At 44.5% G+C, this 16786-nt stretch carries 9 protein-coding genes; 2 read left to right on the top strand and 7 right to left on the bottom strand.

Annotation, left to right across the window (positions count from 1 at the left end):
* The first annotated feature begins 8 nt into the window (after positions 1-8).
* The gene (locus tag B5X68_RS12720; RefSeq protein WP_082215040.1) at positions 9-1469 is read left to right on the top strand and encodes a tetratricopeptide repeat protein; all 1461 of its coding nucleotides are present in this window, start codon (positions 9-11) and stop codon (positions 1467-1469) included.
* Between the two features lie 395 nt (positions 1470-1864).
* Complete coding sequence (locus tag B5X68_RS12715; protein WP_082215039.1) at positions 1865-2794, top strand: DKNYY domain-containing protein; 930 nt, start codon at positions 1865-1867, stop codon at positions 2792-2794.
* A 20-nt stretch (positions 2795-2814) separates the two neighbouring features.
* On the opposite strand, the gene B5X68_RS12710 is transcribed toward B5X68_RS12715, so the two are convergent.
* From B5X68_RS12710 to B5X68_RS12680, 7 genes are all read right to left on the bottom strand, one after another.
* Positions 2815-3681: a hydroxypyruvate isomerase family protein gene (locus tag B5X68_RS12710; protein ID WP_082215038.1), complete on the bottom strand. Its 867-nt coding sequence runs from the start codon at positions 3679-3681 to the stop codon at positions 2815-2817.
* Between the two features lie 24 nt (positions 3682-3705).
* Positions 3706-4599: a hydroxypyruvate isomerase family protein gene (locus B5X68_RS12705; protein ID WP_082215347.1), complete on the bottom strand. Its 894-nt coding sequence runs from the start codon at positions 4597-4599 to the stop codon at positions 3706-3708.
* A gap of 107 nt (positions 4600-4706) precedes the next feature.
* Positions 4707-7403 carry a c-type cytochrome gene (locus tag B5X68_RS12700; protein ID WP_082215037.1) on the bottom strand — a complete coding sequence of 899 codons (2697 nt, stop codon included), beginning with the start codon at positions 7401-7403 and terminating at the stop codon, positions 4707-4709.
* Positions 7404-7684: 281 nt separating this feature from the next.
* A complete protein-coding gene (locus B5X68_RS12695; RefSeq protein WP_082215036.1) occupies positions 7685-9193 on the bottom strand; it encodes a RagB/SusD family nutrient uptake outer membrane protein in 1509 nt (502 codons plus the stop codon).
* Positions 9194-9231: 38 nt separating this feature from the next.
* The gene (locus B5X68_RS12690) at positions 9232-12435 is read right to left on the bottom strand and encodes a SusC/RagA family TonB-linked outer membrane protein (protein ID WP_082215035.1); all 3204 of its coding nucleotides are present in this window, start codon (positions 12433-12435) and stop codon (positions 9232-9234) included.
* A 347-nt stretch (positions 12436-12782) separates the two neighbouring features.
* Positions 12783-14210, bottom strand: coding sequence for a DUF1501 domain-containing protein (locus tag B5X68_RS12685; RefSeq protein ID WP_082215034.1), 1428 nt, complete (start codon positions 14208-14210; stop codon positions 12783-12785).
* 174 nt (positions 14211-14384) lie between these two features.
* Entirely contained in the window at positions 14385-16688 is a 2304-nt protein-coding gene (locus B5X68_RS12680; RefSeq protein WP_229208408.1) for a DUF1549 domain-containing protein, read from the bottom strand.
* Between the last annotated feature and the right edge of the window lie 98 nt (positions 16689-16786).

Raw genomic sequence — 16786 nt, 5'->3', positions numbered from 1 at the left:
TAATATTTATGAAAAAACTGTTTTTTGTTTCTGCACTTACCCTTTTCAGTATGTCCGCGTTCGCGCAGGACGATGCTGCTAATAAGGTTGTGGTAGATCAGTTTCGTAAGGATAAAGAGAAAAGCGATAAAGACCTGAGTGATCCAAAAAGTAGCGCAAAAGCTTCATACTGGATGGAAAGAGCAAAATTGTATGAAAATATAGCTCTTCAAGGTTCAGAAGTAGATTCGAGCGCGGCTAAGACATCTTTGGAAGCTTACAAAAAGGTTGTGGAGCTTGATAAGACTAAGAAAGGAGAGCCTGGCAAATCTGCAAAAGAAGCTGAAAATGTGATTGCCGGTGGTGAAGGTACTCAACTTTTCAATGCATTCGTAAAGCAAGGAGCGGAGAAGTATCAGGCGAAAAATCTGACAGGTGCGCTTGAAATGTTCACGGCTGCGCAGGAGATCAATAAGAAAGATACACTAGCTTCACTTTATGGTGGAATTGCTGCGCAACAACTTGATAAAAAGGATGTTGCAAAAACGCAGTTTGAAAAATATGCTGCAAATGGTGGAAAAGACCCAAGCGTATTTTATGGTCTGGCGCAATTATACAGAGAAGAGAAAAACTTCGACAAAGCAATTGAGGCTTTGAACATGGGCTTGAAACAAGCTCCTGACAACAAAGATCTTAAAGCAGAAGTTGTTAATATTCTTTTGGCATCCGGCAATGAATCAAAAGCAATCAGTGAGCTGGAAGCTTTGGCGCAAGCTGATCCAAAAAATATTCAGAATGTGGTTAACCTCGCAATTCTTTACGATAACATGCAAAGAACTGCTGCTGACAGCGTAAAGCAATTGAGTGCGAAGATGGGTTCTGGAAGCAAATCTGCTGCAAGCCTTACAAAAAACCTAGAAGCTGAAAAAGGCAAAATCGAAGTTTATGACGGTGAAGTGAAGCGTATCAGTGCTTTGATTAAGAAGCAACCAAAAAATGCAGATCTGAAACGTCAGCTTGCTGAGGTTAATACGAAGAAAAAAGAAACATTGGCGACCATTGCAACAATGGAAGGCGAAGTTAAAACAGCAACCGAAGCAGCAGCTAGCAGCGCATCGTCTGGTTCAGAACAAAAACTGAACGACTTGAAAGCAAAGCAGAAAGATGCGAGCGACAAAGCAATTGCTAACTACAAAAAAGCATTGGAGATCGACGGAGCTAACTACGATGCATTGTATAATCTAGGTGTTTTCTATTTCAACGAAGCTGTTCAATTGAAAGGCGAAGTTGATAATATGAACATGACGGAATATCAGCAACGTGGTAAAGAAGTTGAAGGTCGTGTTTGCGGAAAATTCAAAAAGGCTAAGCCATATTTTGAAAAAGCAATCCAGGCAAAAGACGAAGCCGAAGCGAAGGAAAACTTGACTACTGTAAACGGAGTCCTTGAACAGTTCGCTGGAAAAGGTGTTGCTTGCGTTGAGGAGTAATAGGTTTCGGAATATACAATAAAACAGGTGCTGAGTAGGCACCTGTTTTATTGTTAGATAGTCTATTTAACATAATATAAATTATACAACAAATGTCGACTTGAACTGTAGCGACTTAATGTTCCTTAGAATTTAGCATATCGTAATGAGATGCGGGTTATAGGAATTCATTCAATCCTAAGGGGCATCAAAATGAGTGGATATGATTCTAGTAAGCTGATTCTGAGTGGAAAATGGGTGCTTTTCAAGTGTTTATAATTGTGGGGATGATTTTGAATTTTGTGATCAATTAACCTCAAAACTGCCTTTGGCTAATTAAAATCGCCACTCGATAAACAAAAACGGCAATTGATGAAACGAGTTTTCATATTTGAGAAATTTAATTCCGAACCAATATGGCTTTCAAAGGTCAGCTTCAACACATTGCTTTGCTCATGGGCTTACTTGGATTTTTTTCGAACTTGTTGTCTTGCTCTGATCAGAAATCCGGATTCAAGCCCGGTTTACTTACAGCTCGTGGATATTACGTAAAGAACGGAAAAGCTTACTGGTATGGCGGTTTCAGCAATGCATCTCTCTACGAATTGACCAGCGCGAATGCGGATAAATTTGTCGTCTTTGATAAGCGATTTCCTGGTTATGAAAGTGCCTCTGAATATGCCGGTGATGACAAAGTTGTTTATTACGAAGGCTGGCTAATTAAGCGTGCAGATTCTCAGACTTTTCAAATTTTGGAAGGTTCCCTGAGCAAGGACGCTAAGCATGTTTTTTCAAAATGGTCAATCTTGTCTGATGACGCTCAACATTTTACAAAAGTTGAAGGAGGACTTTATAAAGATAGAAAGCACGTTTATCGCGGCGGGTATATTGTTTCGGATGATCCGGACAACTTGAAATTTATCGGTGAATTTGGATACATAAAATATTTCAGCGACTCCAAAGGCATTATCGCTAACGACATCAGAATCGATTCGGTCGACGTGAATTCATTCAAACCATTGCAACATGGATATGCCGTCGATAAATCGCAGGCGTTCATTTTGCAAGATGCCCGACTGGAAAGAATTAAGAATGTGGATACAAGAAGTTTCGATGTTCTTACTCGATATTACACACGAGACAAATCATCCGTTTTTTGGCGAGGTGAAAAATTAACTGATGCCAATCCCGGAACATTTAAGATTATCAGCGAAGAGCATCATTGCAGTTGCGATGACAAGCGCGTTTATCATCAGCACAAAATTATCCCTAACGCGGACCCGGCCAGATTTCCGGTTGGGAAAAAATACAAATATTGTAATGACAGCGAGATTGTGTTTGAATAAACAATCTCGCTGTTCATCAGTTATGCAATATCGCAAATCTGAACACATTGTTTTAGCGAAGCGAGCGGCTCTCTTTTTGGAATGAATTCCTGAGCAACATAACCTTTGAAGCCTGTGTCAACAATGGCTTTCATGATGGCCGGATAATATAACTCCTGGCCTTCGTCTATCTCATTTCTCCCGGGAACTCCCCCAGTGTGATAATGTCCGATGTATTTATGGTATTTTTTAATAGTCGCGATAACGTCGCCTTCCATAATGGACATGTGGTAAATGTCATAAAGCAACTTAAAGTGCTGTGAACCAACCATTTCGCACAAGCCAGCTCCCCACGATGTGTGGTCGCACATGTAATCTTTGTGATTCACTTTGCTGTTTAGCAGTTCCATGATCATTGTGATTCCGTATTTTTCCGCGGATGGCATCAACCTTCTGAGTCCGATAGCGCAGTTGCGCATGCCGTCAATGTCGGACATGCCGCGTCGGTTTCCTGAAAAACAAATGACGGTTGTGTACCCGGCTTCTTTTAATTTCGGGAACAGATCTTCGTAACTTTTTACGAGCTCGTCATGTAATGCGAGATCATTGAAGCCTTTTTCGATCCCCATCCCGGCGCCATTTGGCAAAGCACAGGTCAGTCCATATTTCTTGAGCGTGGGCCAGTCGTCCGGCCCCAGGAGTTCAATGGATGTAATTCCCATTTGCTTACATTCCTGTGCGAAAGTATCAAGCGGAATTTTGCCATAACACCATTTACAAACGGAATGATTGATCTTACCATTCAGCTTTGCACCCAACGCTTTTTCGTTGGCAGCAAAAACTTCGGAAAGCGAAAACACGCCGGTGCCTGCCGCTAAACTTTTTAAAACAGATCGTCTCGTAGACATTTTAGTAAATATTTGAAATGAATATCAGGCGATGTCACAAATGGTAACGCCTTGTTTCAGAGAAGCAATGTCATCTTTGCGGCTTGGGATAAACTCCTGACCCACAAAGCCTTTGTAACCCGTTTCCACAATTGCCTTCATGATCGACGGGTAGTAAAGTTCCTGTGTTTCGTCAATTTCGTTACGTCCCGGAACGCCGCCCGTGTGATAATGAGCAATGTATTTGTGGTATTTTTTGATTGTTGCAATTACGTCGCCTTCCTGGATCTGCATGTGGTAAATGTCGTAAAGGAGTCTGAATTTTTCGGATCCTACCATTTCGCAAAGGGCTGCCCCCCACTCCGTCCGGTCACACTGGTAATCCCGGTGGTTCACTTTGCTGTTCAGCAACTCCATTACCAATGTTACATTGTGCTTTTCTGCGATTGGAATGAGCCTTTTGAGTCCAACGGCGCAGTTACGCAGGCCATCGGTGTCCGACATTCCGCGGCGGTTTCCCGAAAAACATATGATCTTGTCATAGCCTGCTGCCTGTACTTTTGGAATCACATCTTCGAAGCCTTTGATCAGTTCTTCGTGGTTGGCGGGATCGTTGAAACCCTTTTCAATGTTCCTGGTAAGCCCTTCGCCCCAGGGTAAAGCGCACGTCAGGCCGTATTTTTTGATAACCGGCCATTCAGCAGGCCCTAAAAGTTCAATGGATGTTAACCCAATCTTTTTACAATCCTGTGCGAATGTCTCTAACGGAATCTTTCCGTAGCACCACTTACAAACAGAGTGATTGATCTTACCATTCAGCTTCGGTCCAAGTGCCTTTTCCGATGCGGCGAATGCTTCCGCCAGGGAAACCGGTAAGGTCATCAATCCCGCACCAGCGGCGATATTTTTTAAAACAGAACGTCTTTCGATACGTTTCATTTGCATGCTGAAAATTGTGGAACTGGATAAAAAAGTAGTGGTGCAAGGAATCCCTGCACCACTATATTAAGTTCAATAAAACATAATCTACTCAAAAAAACGATGATCTATTTACCGCCTTTTGGAGTCGCAGCTTCTGTGTAAATCGGGTTGTTTTTATTGCCTCCTGCCATCAGATAAGCAACAAGATCCCTCAATTCATTCGGATTCAATCCGTTGATCAATCCGGGAAGCATGATTGATTCAGGCGAAATTTTCGTGGATGCTACGGTCTTCTTGCCGATTTTCCGGATCGTTTTCGAGTCAAAAGGATTTTGAGCGATGTAATAGAAATTAGCATCTTCATTCATCTGACGACCCAATACAGACTGACCATCTTTCAATGTGTAAATCGTTGAAGCGTACTGATCAGATACAGCCTTGTTCGGAACAATAATCGCTTCCAACATGTCCTTTGCGCTAAAACGCGTGCCCAATTGAGTTAATTCCGGTCCAACATCTGCTCCTTCGCCTTGAATTGTGTGGCATTTGTCACAAATTACTGCTGAGAAGATCAGTTTTCCACGGTCAAAATCACGGTTTTTCAAGCTATCCTGAACCAGTTTTACTGCGTCATCAACCTTCCATTGACGTCCCGGGCCTTTTGGCGCGTAGACATTAGCGATATCATTTCCGCTGGCTGTCAACAACTTGGCTCCGGAAAGATCATTATAATAATCAAATTTCTCTTTCGGTGCATTAGCTAATGCACGCTGGCGTGCTTTATCAATAAATCCGATGTAGCTCCTACCCCCTTTATAACTGAAAGCAGTGTTAAACCATTTGAAATACTCGTCGCGCAAAGCCGGTGTCCAATCTGTTTTGTCACCGCTTAATACCATGGCATAGAATGTTTGCTGTGCAGGCGGAAGTTTGGCAAGCAAGCCAGCGATATCCAAACCATATTGTGGATTTCTAAGGATCAGATCAGAGGAAGCAGTTGCAGGAACATTGTCTTTATCATCAAATTTCTCTGATTTTAACAATGCCAATGTTCTTTCTGCCGTTTTCGGAACTTCAAGGAACACCAGTATCTTACTGTACAAGCGGTTAATTTCTGGCGATTTTGAAGGATAGTTTGGATTCAGATAACTTACAACTGCTGTCTTGGTTGCAGCATCGGGTTGTCCGAAACGGAACAACGCAACTTCAAAAGTTCTAAGAAGATCCGCTTTTTTTGTATCTGTCAGCTTGGAATAGTCAATTTTCGTTAGTGCTTTGTAAAGATCATTCTTTACCGCTGCATCTCCCTGGCGGGCTAATGCGAGCGCACCATAGATCAACGTTTGTGGATCTTTTTCAGCCAAAACTTTTGATTTCCATTGTTCAACCGGCTGATGTTCAATTGCAATCCGAGCTGCATAACGAACGAACCTGTCCGGGTGTTTCAGGTTTGGCCAGGCCACATCAACAGCCTTAGGATCCTTTTTTGCATGAAAACTTTCGAGTTCAGTACGAAGCTTATGTTCAGGCGTAATTACCGGTTTTACAACATTCGAACCAGCAGCAATGTTTTGGTAATCTTTGTGATATACACGATACAGATCAGATTCCAGACGGCGACCCCCTGTTAAGAAGTAAAGTGCTCCGTCAGGTCCAATCTGTCCGTCCGTAAGCGGTAGCGGAGAACCTGAGATAAATTCCTCATGTTCAGCAGAATAAGTTGATCCGCTCGGTTTCAGGTGCAATGCATGCATTATTCCGAAACTCCAGTCAAATGCAAGCAGCGTATTTTTATATTTCTCTGGGAAACGGGCGTCTTTAAGATAGATCAGATTAGTTGGTGATCCCTGACCGATGTTTTGTAGCGCAGGCAGGTTGTCAGGGAATGACGGATGCCATTTACCCGATCCAGTCCTCCATCCGAACTCGCCACCGCTTACTGCATGACAAACTCTCGTAGGGCGATACCACGGCTGTCCGAAATCCCATTCCATATCCGAATCGTACGTGAAAAGATCACCCGCTTCGTTGAATGCAATGTCATAAGGATTTCTAAAACCGGCAGTTCTCAGCTCCCATTTTTTTCCTTCCGGATCTGTTTCAACAATCCAGCCTCCTGGCGCCATGCGGTCATTGGCATGGCCGCGTGGGTCTTTTATTAAAGGAAAAAGATTGTCGTCTTTCCAGTTTGGAGTCAGTCTGTATGAATCCATCTGAGGCAAATCGGTATGATTTCCTGCTACAACAAAAAGCGATTTTTTATCCGGAGACAGGATAATGCTGTGCGGTCCGTGCTCCCCTTCGCCTTTTGTGGCTTTTAGTAAAGTCACTTTATCAAACTGATCATCATTGTTGGTGTCTTGTAAACGATAAACCCCGCTGCCATTCGGGATTTTGTCCGATGAACGGTTGTTAACTACAACATACAGGCTATTAAATGCATATAGTAAACCTTGCGCAGCGCCGAGATTTACTTTCGCTGTATCGGCTTTGTCGCCAACTATGAGTTTTTCAACTTTTGGAGCCGCCGTTGAACCGATCGGAGGCAATTCCAGGCGGTAAAGAAATCCATACTGATCAGACGTGATCATTCTCCCTTTGTCGTCAAAAGCCATGGAAACCCAGGAGCCATTTTTCGCTTCCGAAGGGCTGTACAAGTGTTCAGCTTTGAAGCCATCGGGTAATTTTAATTTATCCACTTTGTTACCAGGCGGACGATGTTTCGCGGTTCGGTTACTGAGCATAACTCCACAAAAAACGCCTACTGCAAGCAGCACGGCGAGTGTCATAGGAAGTTTAGACCATTGTTTTTTAGTGTACATTTTACAGCTAAGAGTTAAAGTAAATATGAAAAAAGCATTCGTTCAGGGTGAAAATGAAATGTAACAATCTTAAATAAAGCAAATTAAAACTTTAAATAATCTGGTAGATACAATATTAAGAGGAAACGGGAATTAGACTATCCTGTTGTGTCGGGGAAAACAATGATTGAATGGGCGAATGACTGAATAAAAAAATGAGCGAATGATCGAATTATTGAATCGTATTCAACATTCACTCATTCACTCATTTACTCATTCACCCATTTATCCAAAACGCTCTCCTAGAAATGCGGAGTTAAAGCCGCTTCTACTGCTGGAAGTCCGTAATAGTCGTCCAGAACTGTGAATGCGTTTGGTGGCGGAACTGCTCCTTTTGGGAAGTAGTAGGCCTGTGGATTTGCTTTCACTTTCGCACCATAAGCGCCGATGATCTCTTTCACGCGACCTGTCCGCGTTAAGTCAAACCAGCGTTTATTTTCGAATGCAAGCTCGACGCGTCTTTCTTTGAAAATAGCTTCGCGCATTGTTGCCTGTGACGTCGCAGTGGTAGCCGCAAGACCTGCACGTGTGCGAACCTGGTTCAGGAAAGTAGCCGCTTCGGCTGGTTTTCCTTGCTCATTGAGCGTTTCTGCCATGAAAAGCAACACTTCGGCGTAACGGTAAACCGGCCAGTTCTGGCCCGTGTTGTTATGCAGCGAGTGCGTTTTTGCGTACTTTTTGATATAAGGATAAACCTTATTTTCTGCCAGGCTACCGCTCAATGTTACATAACCAATCGATGCTTCCTTGCGCTTGTCACCTGTTTCATAAGCAGCGATCAGATCAGGCGTTGGAATGTTATTACTTTCCTGAGATGTCGCCTGAGGATTGGATGTGCCGGTAATCGGCGCAATTTCAGTTGCGGAAATTGGGGACGGGATGAATCGGTAAATCTGATTTCCATTGTAACCTGCCGAACCTTCCATGTACTGGATTTCGAAAACTGACTCAGCATTGTTTTTGTTTGCAGTCGTCGTAGAAAACGCATTGTTATAGTCTGGCATCAGGCTGTAACCGTCATTAGTAATCACGTCTTTCAGGATCGGATCTGCCAAAGCCCATTTCTTCTGGGTGATGTAAAGGTTAGCCAGAACAGTCTTCGCTGCACCGGAAGTTGCGCGGCCAGCTTCCTGCTTTGCTTTGTTAGGAAGCAGCGTGCTTGCTTCTTTTGCATCCTTTTCAATCTGGGCGTAGATTTCCTCGGTGCTGGCCAGTGGCGATGCTGCGTCTTCACGTCCGGTTACCGGAACAAGGTGAAGCGGCACTTTGCCGAATAAACGCACCAAATCAAAGTAAGCAAATGCCCGTAGAAACAATGCTTGTCCTTTCAGGTTTTTTTTGGGCTCTTCTGGAAAATCTACACCATCGATCAATGCCAGGATCTGGTTGGTTCTCGCAATTATTTGATAATTAAGGCGATACTGAACCAGAACGTTGTCATTTGCAGTGACACCACCAGCAGTTGGAACGGCAAAATCGGCTACGTTCTCCGTTGGATCCACAGCACCGTAAAGGGTGTTTCTTGCATAATACGTGTTATCCGAGTGCATTTCTTCCAACACCCAGGCACGTTCGTTGAACATCTGGCGCAACGGAACATAAGCCGCATTCACCGCTTGTTGAAAATCCGATTGTGTTACAAAAAATGTGGCGGAACTCAATGCTGTTTCCGGGACGACAGTTAGGAATTCTTCGCGGCAACCGGCCAGGGCAAATGTCAGTAGCCAGGTTGCTATATATCTTGTTTTCATATTCTGATATTTAATAATAAATTGAATGAAGGGCTGGCTTAGAACGTGAAATTTACACCCAGAGTCCAGGTACGTGGAACAGGATAGTTGGAGAAATCCACACCCTGGCTCAGGTTACCGCCATTACCGTTACCATCGCCTTGTGCACTGGTTTCAGGGTTAGGTCCACCCCAATATTTGGTGAAAACATAAACTTGCTGGATAGAACCGTAAACGCGGGCCGACTTGAAGAATTTGTTCACTTTGCCGATGTTATAGCCGATCGTAATGTTTTTGATCGTGAAATAAGAAGCATCTGCTACGAAATGTGAGCTGTTCCAGTCACGCTCGATACCAGTGAAGTTTCCGCCATTGTTTGTTGCTCCGTACATTCCGTTGCCCTCGCTGATCACCGTAGTTGCCACACCGATTCCGTTAACTGTTGTGTTTTTCACACGGAAACGATCTTTAACGCCAGCAACCATGTTGAACACACCGTCGAGGTTAGCAGTACTGTAAAGGTGGCGAACCCAAAGTTCGTTGCCATATGAGCCTGATCCAGCGATAGAGAAATCCCAGTTTCCGTATTTCAGGTCGTTCACAATCCCGTAAGTGAATTTAGGGAAAGGGTTACCGATAATCGTCCGGTCATCGGCGTCACCACCGTATGTAATTCTGCCATCACCATTCACGTCTTTCAATTTAATTGTTCCAATTGCTGAGCGACCAGGAATCACAGGTGAGTTTGCCAGATCTTCTGCACTTCTGTAAAAGCCTTCTTTCACCATTCCATAGAACTGACCGAATGGCTGACCAACCTGCGTAATGTGGAATGATCCGTAAACGCGGTCAATCCCTGGCGCAAGTTCCATCACTTTATTTCTGTTGAATGAAATATTCGCATTGGTTGTCCATTTCAATTTTCCGTCCAGGTTTCTTGTGGTCAAAGAGAATTCATGACCCCATAATTTAATTTCTCCAATGTTGTCATTATAGAATGGAAAACCCGATTCCTGCGGAACCTGCACTGCGTAAAGCAAATTAGTGGTCCGTTTGGTATAGTAATCGTAGATAAACTGGATCCTGTCATTGAACAATCCCAGGTCAAGTCCAAAGTCGAACTGTTTCGTGGTTTCCCAGCCTAAGTTCCTGTTTGCCAAAGATGTTACAACTGCACCAGTTGCCACAGTACCACCGAAAACGGCATTGGTAGTGTTGTTCACAAGGGCGTATTGTGTGTAGTTACCAATGTTGTTGTTACCAATCACACCGAAACTACCCCGAATTTTCGCAAAGGAAACTTGTCGTACATTTTTAAGGAATTCTTCATCGGAAATTACCCAGCCAGCAGATGCAGATGGGAATGTTCCCCAAAGGTTGTCAGATCCAAAGCGGGAAGATCCATCTGCCCGTACAGCCGCAGTGAAAAGATATTTTCCTTTGTAGTTGTAAGAAAGACGGGAAAGATAAGATGTCAATGCCCACTCGTTTGCACCCGTTTGCGTTCCACCACGGTTGATGTTGATCGCTCCCTGAACGGTTGGAAGTCTGTCATCCGTGTAAGTATCCGCCTGTATGCTTGTGAAATCCTGGCGATAGCGTTGCTGGGTAAAACCTGCGAGCAATTCAAAATTATGATCTCCAAAGCTGCGGTTGTAAACGGCTGTATTTTCATTCAGCCAGCCAACATTCTCAAGACTTTGACGGATAGAAACCGCTGTTGTAGGAATTGGAACGTTGATGGCACTTGTTGCCGTGGATGGATTAAAGAAGAAAAACTTGTTGTTTTCGTATTCAATGTTCAGCGTTGCTCTCAGTTTAAGTCCTTTGATAGGGCTGTAAACGAGGTAAGTATTGCCGAGCAATTTGGTGTTCTTATTTTCGTTGGTCAATTCTTCTGCTGCACGCACCCAGTTTGGATATTGGAAAATGTTACCCGTGCTGCTTGGGAAAGTGTTCACTTTGGTCAGCTCGCCATTTGCATCGCGGATCGGCATTACCGGCCATGTATGCAATGCATTGAAGAGAATACCTGTTCCGCGGTCACCATCTGTACGAGGCGTATTGTCAAAAATGTATTGCGGGGCAATGTTGAAACCGATCTGTACTTTGTCCGAAATATCATATTCCGAGTTCATACGTAGCGAGTAACGCTTGTAATCGTTATTGACCACAACGCCTTTCTGATTGAAAATACCCGCAACGAGAGATGTTTTCAAACGGTCTTTGTTTGAACTGATAGTGAGGTTATAGCTCTGGATTGGCGCTGAGCGTAGAACGGCATCATACCAGTCGTTGTTTTTATTCGCATAATCTGAAGGGTTTTGAAACTCAGCCGGAACCGGCTTGTTTTCATCTTCGTAGAATTCTTTTTTGAACTGGGCAAATTCCTGCGCGTTCAGCATCTTTACACGGCCTTTTTCCGGCACATTCTGAATGCCGTAATAAGCGGTAAACCCAACATTGGTTTCACCAGGTTTGCCTCGTTTCGTTGTGATAAGCACAACACCATTGGCTGCACGCGAACCGTAAAGGGAAGTTGAAGCGGCATCTTTCAATACGGAAATATCTTCAATTTCATCCGGGTTCAAAGCAGCAATGTTACCTGTGATCGGGAAACCATCGATAACATATAGCGGGTCGCTACCGGCGGAAACCGATACCTGGCCACGAACACGAACGGACATTCCCTGTCCAGGCTTACCCGTAGTTTGGTTGATCTGCACACCAGCAAGACGTCCTTGCAATTTTTGCGTAATCTGCGAAACGGGAACATCTTTAATGTCAGCCGCGCTTACCGTTTGCACCGCCCCGGTAATTTCTCTTTTCAACTGGCTACCATAACCCACAACCACCACTTCGGTAAGTGCTTTGGAGTCGGTAAGAAGTTTGACATCAATGTTTGCGCTGTTTCCGATGGGAACCTCTTGAGACAAAAAGCCTACAGAAGAAAAAATCAGTGTTCCCCCAGCGTCAGGGACATTAATCGTATAAACACCATCTGCGTCGGTAACGGTACCGGTAGTCGTGCCTTTTAAAACGATGCTTACGCCTGGCACTTTTTCGCCGGCTTCGTCGCTAACCTTACCTTTTATGGTTTTGTCAACGGAAATAGTTTTGTTCTTTAAAACAGGGTTAGGCGTAAAAAGCGGAGTTGCAATGGCCGAAATTCCGCAAGCTGTACCTATGAGCATTTGACTCAGGGAAAGCTTGATGAGGGAATTCAACCGTGCACAATAGGATGATTGTCGAGATTGATTCATAAGATGATGTTTTAGCGATTTAGTGATTAGCAGGGTTTTTACCGCTGGAGTTGACGGTGGTTTCTTGATGGTTCATGTTTTCATAGGAATCAGGGTTAAGTGAATAAGTTTGTTAAGGGTTCGGGAATTGAAAATTCGAGGATCGAAAAGAACCAAGATTTGTATTCGTATATGACAAAAATTAATTCTTATAGTAATATTATTGCAATACTAGAATGATTGACACAACGGACTATCCTGCTCTGTCTGGTTTTAATTAATATTTAATTAGCAGGACTTTTTTGGATATAACACATAAAAAAATCGCCGGACAGATTCTGTTCGGCGATTTTGATTCAGTTTAACTATTATGACAATAACTCCATCACTGCTTTCCCTTTTCCGTCCGGTGTCGTATAAAACGGACGTTTTTCTACTTCATACTGCGTGTCTTCGGGAATGCCCAGCGCATGGTATATCGTCTGGTGAACGCCGTCTATCTTAATTGGATTTTCAATGGTTTTGCACGGCCGTTCGTCTGCCGTCTTTCCATAAACGAATCCCTTTTTGATCCCGCCCCCGAACATTAACATCGAGCCGCCATCCGTAAAGTGGCGGTGCATTCCGTAAAATTTCAGATCTGAAAGAATGTCGGGCTGCTGCACTTGTTCCAGCACTTTGGCATCCGGCTTTCCTTCCACCATCATATCGCGGCTGAATTCGCTGGCAAGGACAACCATCGTGCGGTCGAGCAAGCCTTGTTTGTCAAGATCTTTAATTAATTGGGCAATCGGACCGTCGATCTGTTTCTTCATCTCTTCCAGTCTCGTGTGACCGTTTTCGTGCGTGTCCCAGCCTTTGAATGGCTCATATTCAGTTGTTACACTGATGAACCTGGCGCCTTGCTCGGTAAGGCGTCTTGCCAGCAGACATCCAAGACCAAATTTGCCGGTGTTGTAAATGTTATAGCTTTCCTTAGGCTCCGTACTGAGATCAAATGCTTTGGATTCGGGTGAATTCAGTAGCGCATAAGCTTGTTCCATCGATCTTTTTAATGATTCGCGCTGGTAATCGCTGCCAAATTCTCCAACCGGGCTGTTGTTGATCAGCTCATTATAAAGCTGATTCCTTCGCTCAAACCGTTTGGCGTCCATACCCACCGGCGGGCGCACGCTGTCGAGGCCCTGGCTTGGATCCGGGATAAAGAACGGACCGAACTCATTTCCCAGAAATCCGGCTGTATGAAAAGCCTTTAATTCTTCCGCTTCTCCCACAGTGAACCGCTGGCCAATATCCACGAATGCCGGGATAACCGGGTTCTTGGGTCCGAGTTCTTTCGCGATCCAGGAACCCATGTGCGGAGCTGCTACGGTCTGCGGTGGTTCGTAACATGTATGCCAGTGATATTGGTGCCTCGAATGCAGAATGTGTCCCATATCCGCGGCTACATACGAGCGGATCAATGTGCCCTTGTCCATTACTTTTCCAATGGATTGCAAGCCATCAGAAAAATGGATCCCGTCGAGGACTGTCGGAACAGACTTGAAAGTGCTTAGCACTCTGTTGCCTTCCATGTCCTTTTCAAAGGGTGTATAAAGCTTCGGATCAAACGTTTCTGTATGCGCCATGCCGCCCGCCATCCATAATAGAATGACTGTGTCAGCAGAAGAATCGGAACCGGATTTTCCTTTGCAAGATGAAAGAATGCTCGATACAGGTGCTCCCGCAGCCAGTGCAGCCATTGTTGCAGCGCTGGCCCTTTGCAGAAATTCCCTCCTATTCCATGTAATGCTCATCTTTTATAATTATTTAATGGGTTCAATATTAACACATTACGAATTTTACATTTAAAACTATTAATACTTTTTATATTTTAAATAAGTAGTTAATGTGATAAATGTTTAATAATTATCAACTTTTTATAAGTATGAAATATATTGTTCATATTAGCCATACTTTTTATATACAACTTAATATATTAATTGGAATTCCGGGACGAGCGCAATTGCCCAAACCAGATCTTGAATGCTTTCTTCATTGGGCGCCGGACCGAGTATTTTTCTCGCTGCTGCCAGCTCTTTTTCAAGCGGTGTCCTGCCCAGAGCTTTTTGATAAAGGGCTGTTACCAGCGAATCGGAAGTTGGGTATTTTGCTTTCCAAACTTTCGAACCCTGCTTCAATGTCGTTGTAAATTTGCTTCCATTTGTCAGTTCGAGCGCCTGCAAAAGATTGGCTTGCGACGTGCGCGAGGTGCTCACAGTCTCGCGGTTTGGCCGACCCAGCGACGTCTGGAACGGATCATTTTTTACAAAGGCTGCGCGCGGGAACGGCAGTCGCGTTTTAATGTCTCCGGGAAGTAATTTGTAAACAACCGCAGAGTCGGCATACATGGGGTTGAACGCTGTGCTGATCGCGTCCGAGAATTGTTCAGCGGTGAGCCTTCTTCTTACCATGCCTGTGAACTTGTAATCATTGGCCATAATGTCGCTTGCTTCCTTCACCGATGAGGAAGGGAGCTGATACGTTTTGGAAGTGACGATGGTGTAGATCAATTTTTTCATGTCATAACCGTTGGCAACAAAATCGGATGCCAGCCAATCGAGCAAGTCTTCGCTCCAAGGCATGTTGTCCATCATATCGACGGGCTCCACAATGCCACGTCCCATCAGCTGTGCCCAGATCCGGTTAACCGCTGTCCGGTAAAGCCTTCCATCTTTTGGCTGCACCAGAAAGTCTGCCAGTTCACGCAGTCTTTTTTCTGTGCTCGCATTTACGCTGATCTCTCCAAGTTCAGGGAAAAGAATTTTCGTTCCGGCAATTTTTCCCGTCGGCTTATCGCAACGATTTATTTCGAGTAATGTGTCGGCGAAAATGTTTGCGAAGGCGTAAGAATCGGCCAGTTTCCAGTCACTGATAAAACTGTCGTGGCAAGATGCACATTTGAGGTTAAGTCCAAGAAAAACCTGGGAGACATTCTGAGCAGCCTGCATTTCGGTGCGTTGACTGGAATTAATCGTCCCACGCCACTTTATTCCTTTGATAAACCCTGCTGACTCTTTGGTAGGACTTATTAATTCTTTCACAAACCAATTGTAAGGCTTGTTCACCTCCAATGATGCATAAAGCCACTTGGTAATGTCAAACCGGCCGCCGGTAATGTATCCCGTTCCCGAATAGTCGTTCCTGAGCGCGTCATTCCAAAATGACATCCAGTGCTGGGCATAATCGTCATTGCGGTTCAGCAGTTCTTTCGCCAGCTGTTCTCTCTTGTCGGGACGTCCGTCAGCTACAAAGGCTTCCACTTTTTCCGGCGGCGGCAACAAGCCGATGATATCCAGATAAACCCTGCGAATGTAAATGCGGTCATTAACAGCCGGTTTCCAGGCAATTTTGTTCTTTTGAAAATAAGCATTTACCAAACGGTCCACAGGCTGCACAATGTCGCCACTCGCAGCCGGAAGCACGGGAGTCCTTGGTTCCAGTGCAGCGACACGATAAATGCTCTTTTGCTTGCCATCGGGCCATAATGCACCTTTTTCGACCCAGTATTTGAGGACTTTAATTTCTCTTTCTGTCAGCCGCTTTCCTTTCGTCGGCATGGCTTCCTTATCTCCTTTTGGCAGGGAAATACGGCGTATGATTTCACTTTTATCTGGATGATTGGGAACAACCACAACGCCATTCTCTCCACCTTTCATAATGGCTTCCTTGCTGTCCAGCCGTAAATCGCCCTTTGATTTGGCTTCGCCGTGGCAGCTGTAACAGTTATGCGCCAGGATCGTCCTTACTTCCACATTCAGATCCTGCACTTGCTGCGGATTAAGCGCGCCGTTATTGGTAAGCACAAAATCGGCGGGATCTTCGTTGGACTGTTCCTGTTCCGGCTCAACGGAGGATGGCATCACGCTGGTAAGATAATCGTCGCCGTGCGTAATCATTGCGCCGTAATGGCCGGCAAATGAAACGCCAAACACCGTCACAAATAACAATGCCCTGTAAATGTTCCTATTGGCATTGCGGAGCGATATAGTCGCCAGTATTGCAAGTCCTAATGTGATAAACCCGGCCCAGCGGTGTATTTCAAATGTTTGGCCTTCGGATTGCTCCGCATCTGAGAGTAATAAGCCGAAAGTGACGGAAAAGGCGGCGCTTGCCACGCCTATCCAGGTTAGAATATTTACGGCATCACGCAAACCGGTTGATTTGCGTTTCCAGTCTATCAATTCAAGAATAAGGGCAACAAGCAAAAGCCCGATAGGAAAATGCACCATCATCGGGTGCAGTCGCCCTAAAAATTGCCAAAGCCAGAAAGTTTCGGTTGCTTCAAGTAACACAATGTAGCGGATTAGTGGTTCAGGAATTCGGTATAATG

The organism is Dyadobacter psychrophilus (genome assembly GCF_900167945.1).
GTDB classification, from domain to species: domain Bacteria; phylum Bacteroidota; class Bacteroidia; order Cytophagales; family Spirosomataceae; genus Dyadobacter; species Dyadobacter psychrophilus.
The sequence above is the reverse complement of the archived record's forward strand: the minus strand, read 5'-3'. Positions and strand labels throughout refer to the sequence as shown.

Coding starts and splice junctions, on each gene's coding strand:
- B5X68_RS12720 (WP_082215040.1), top strand. CDS start 9: ATGAAAAAACTGTTTTTTGTTTCTGCACTTACCCTTTTCAGTATGTCC.
- B5X68_RS12715 (WP_082215039.1), top strand. CDS start 1,865: ATGGCTTTCAAAGGTCAGCTTCAACACATTGCTTTGCTCATGGGCTTA.
- B5X68_RS12710 (WP_082215038.1), bottom strand. CDS start 3,681: ATGTCTACGAGACGATCTGTTTTAAAAAGTTTAGCGGCAGGCACCGGC.
- B5X68_RS12705 (WP_082215347.1), bottom strand. CDS start 4,599: ATGAAACGTATCGAAAGACGTTCTGTTTTAAAAAATATCGCCGCTGGT.
- B5X68_RS12700 (WP_082215037.1), bottom strand. CDS start 7,403: ATGTACACTAAAAAACAATGGTCTAAACTTCCTATGACACTCGCCGTG.
- B5X68_RS12695 (WP_082215036.1), bottom strand. CDS start 9,193: ATGAAAACAAGATATATAGCAACCTGGCTACTGACATTTGCCCTGGCC.
- B5X68_RS12690 (WP_082215035.1), bottom strand. CDS start 12,435: ATGAATCAATCTCGACAATCATCCTATTGTGCACGGTTGAATTCCCTC.
- B5X68_RS12685 (WP_082215034.1), bottom strand. CDS start 14,210: ATGAGCATTACATGGAATAGGAGGGAATTTCTGCAAAGGGCCAGCGCT.
- B5X68_RS12680 (WP_229208408.1), bottom strand. CDS start 16,688: ATGATGGTGCATTTTCCTATCGGGCTTTTGCTTGTTGCCCTTATTCTT.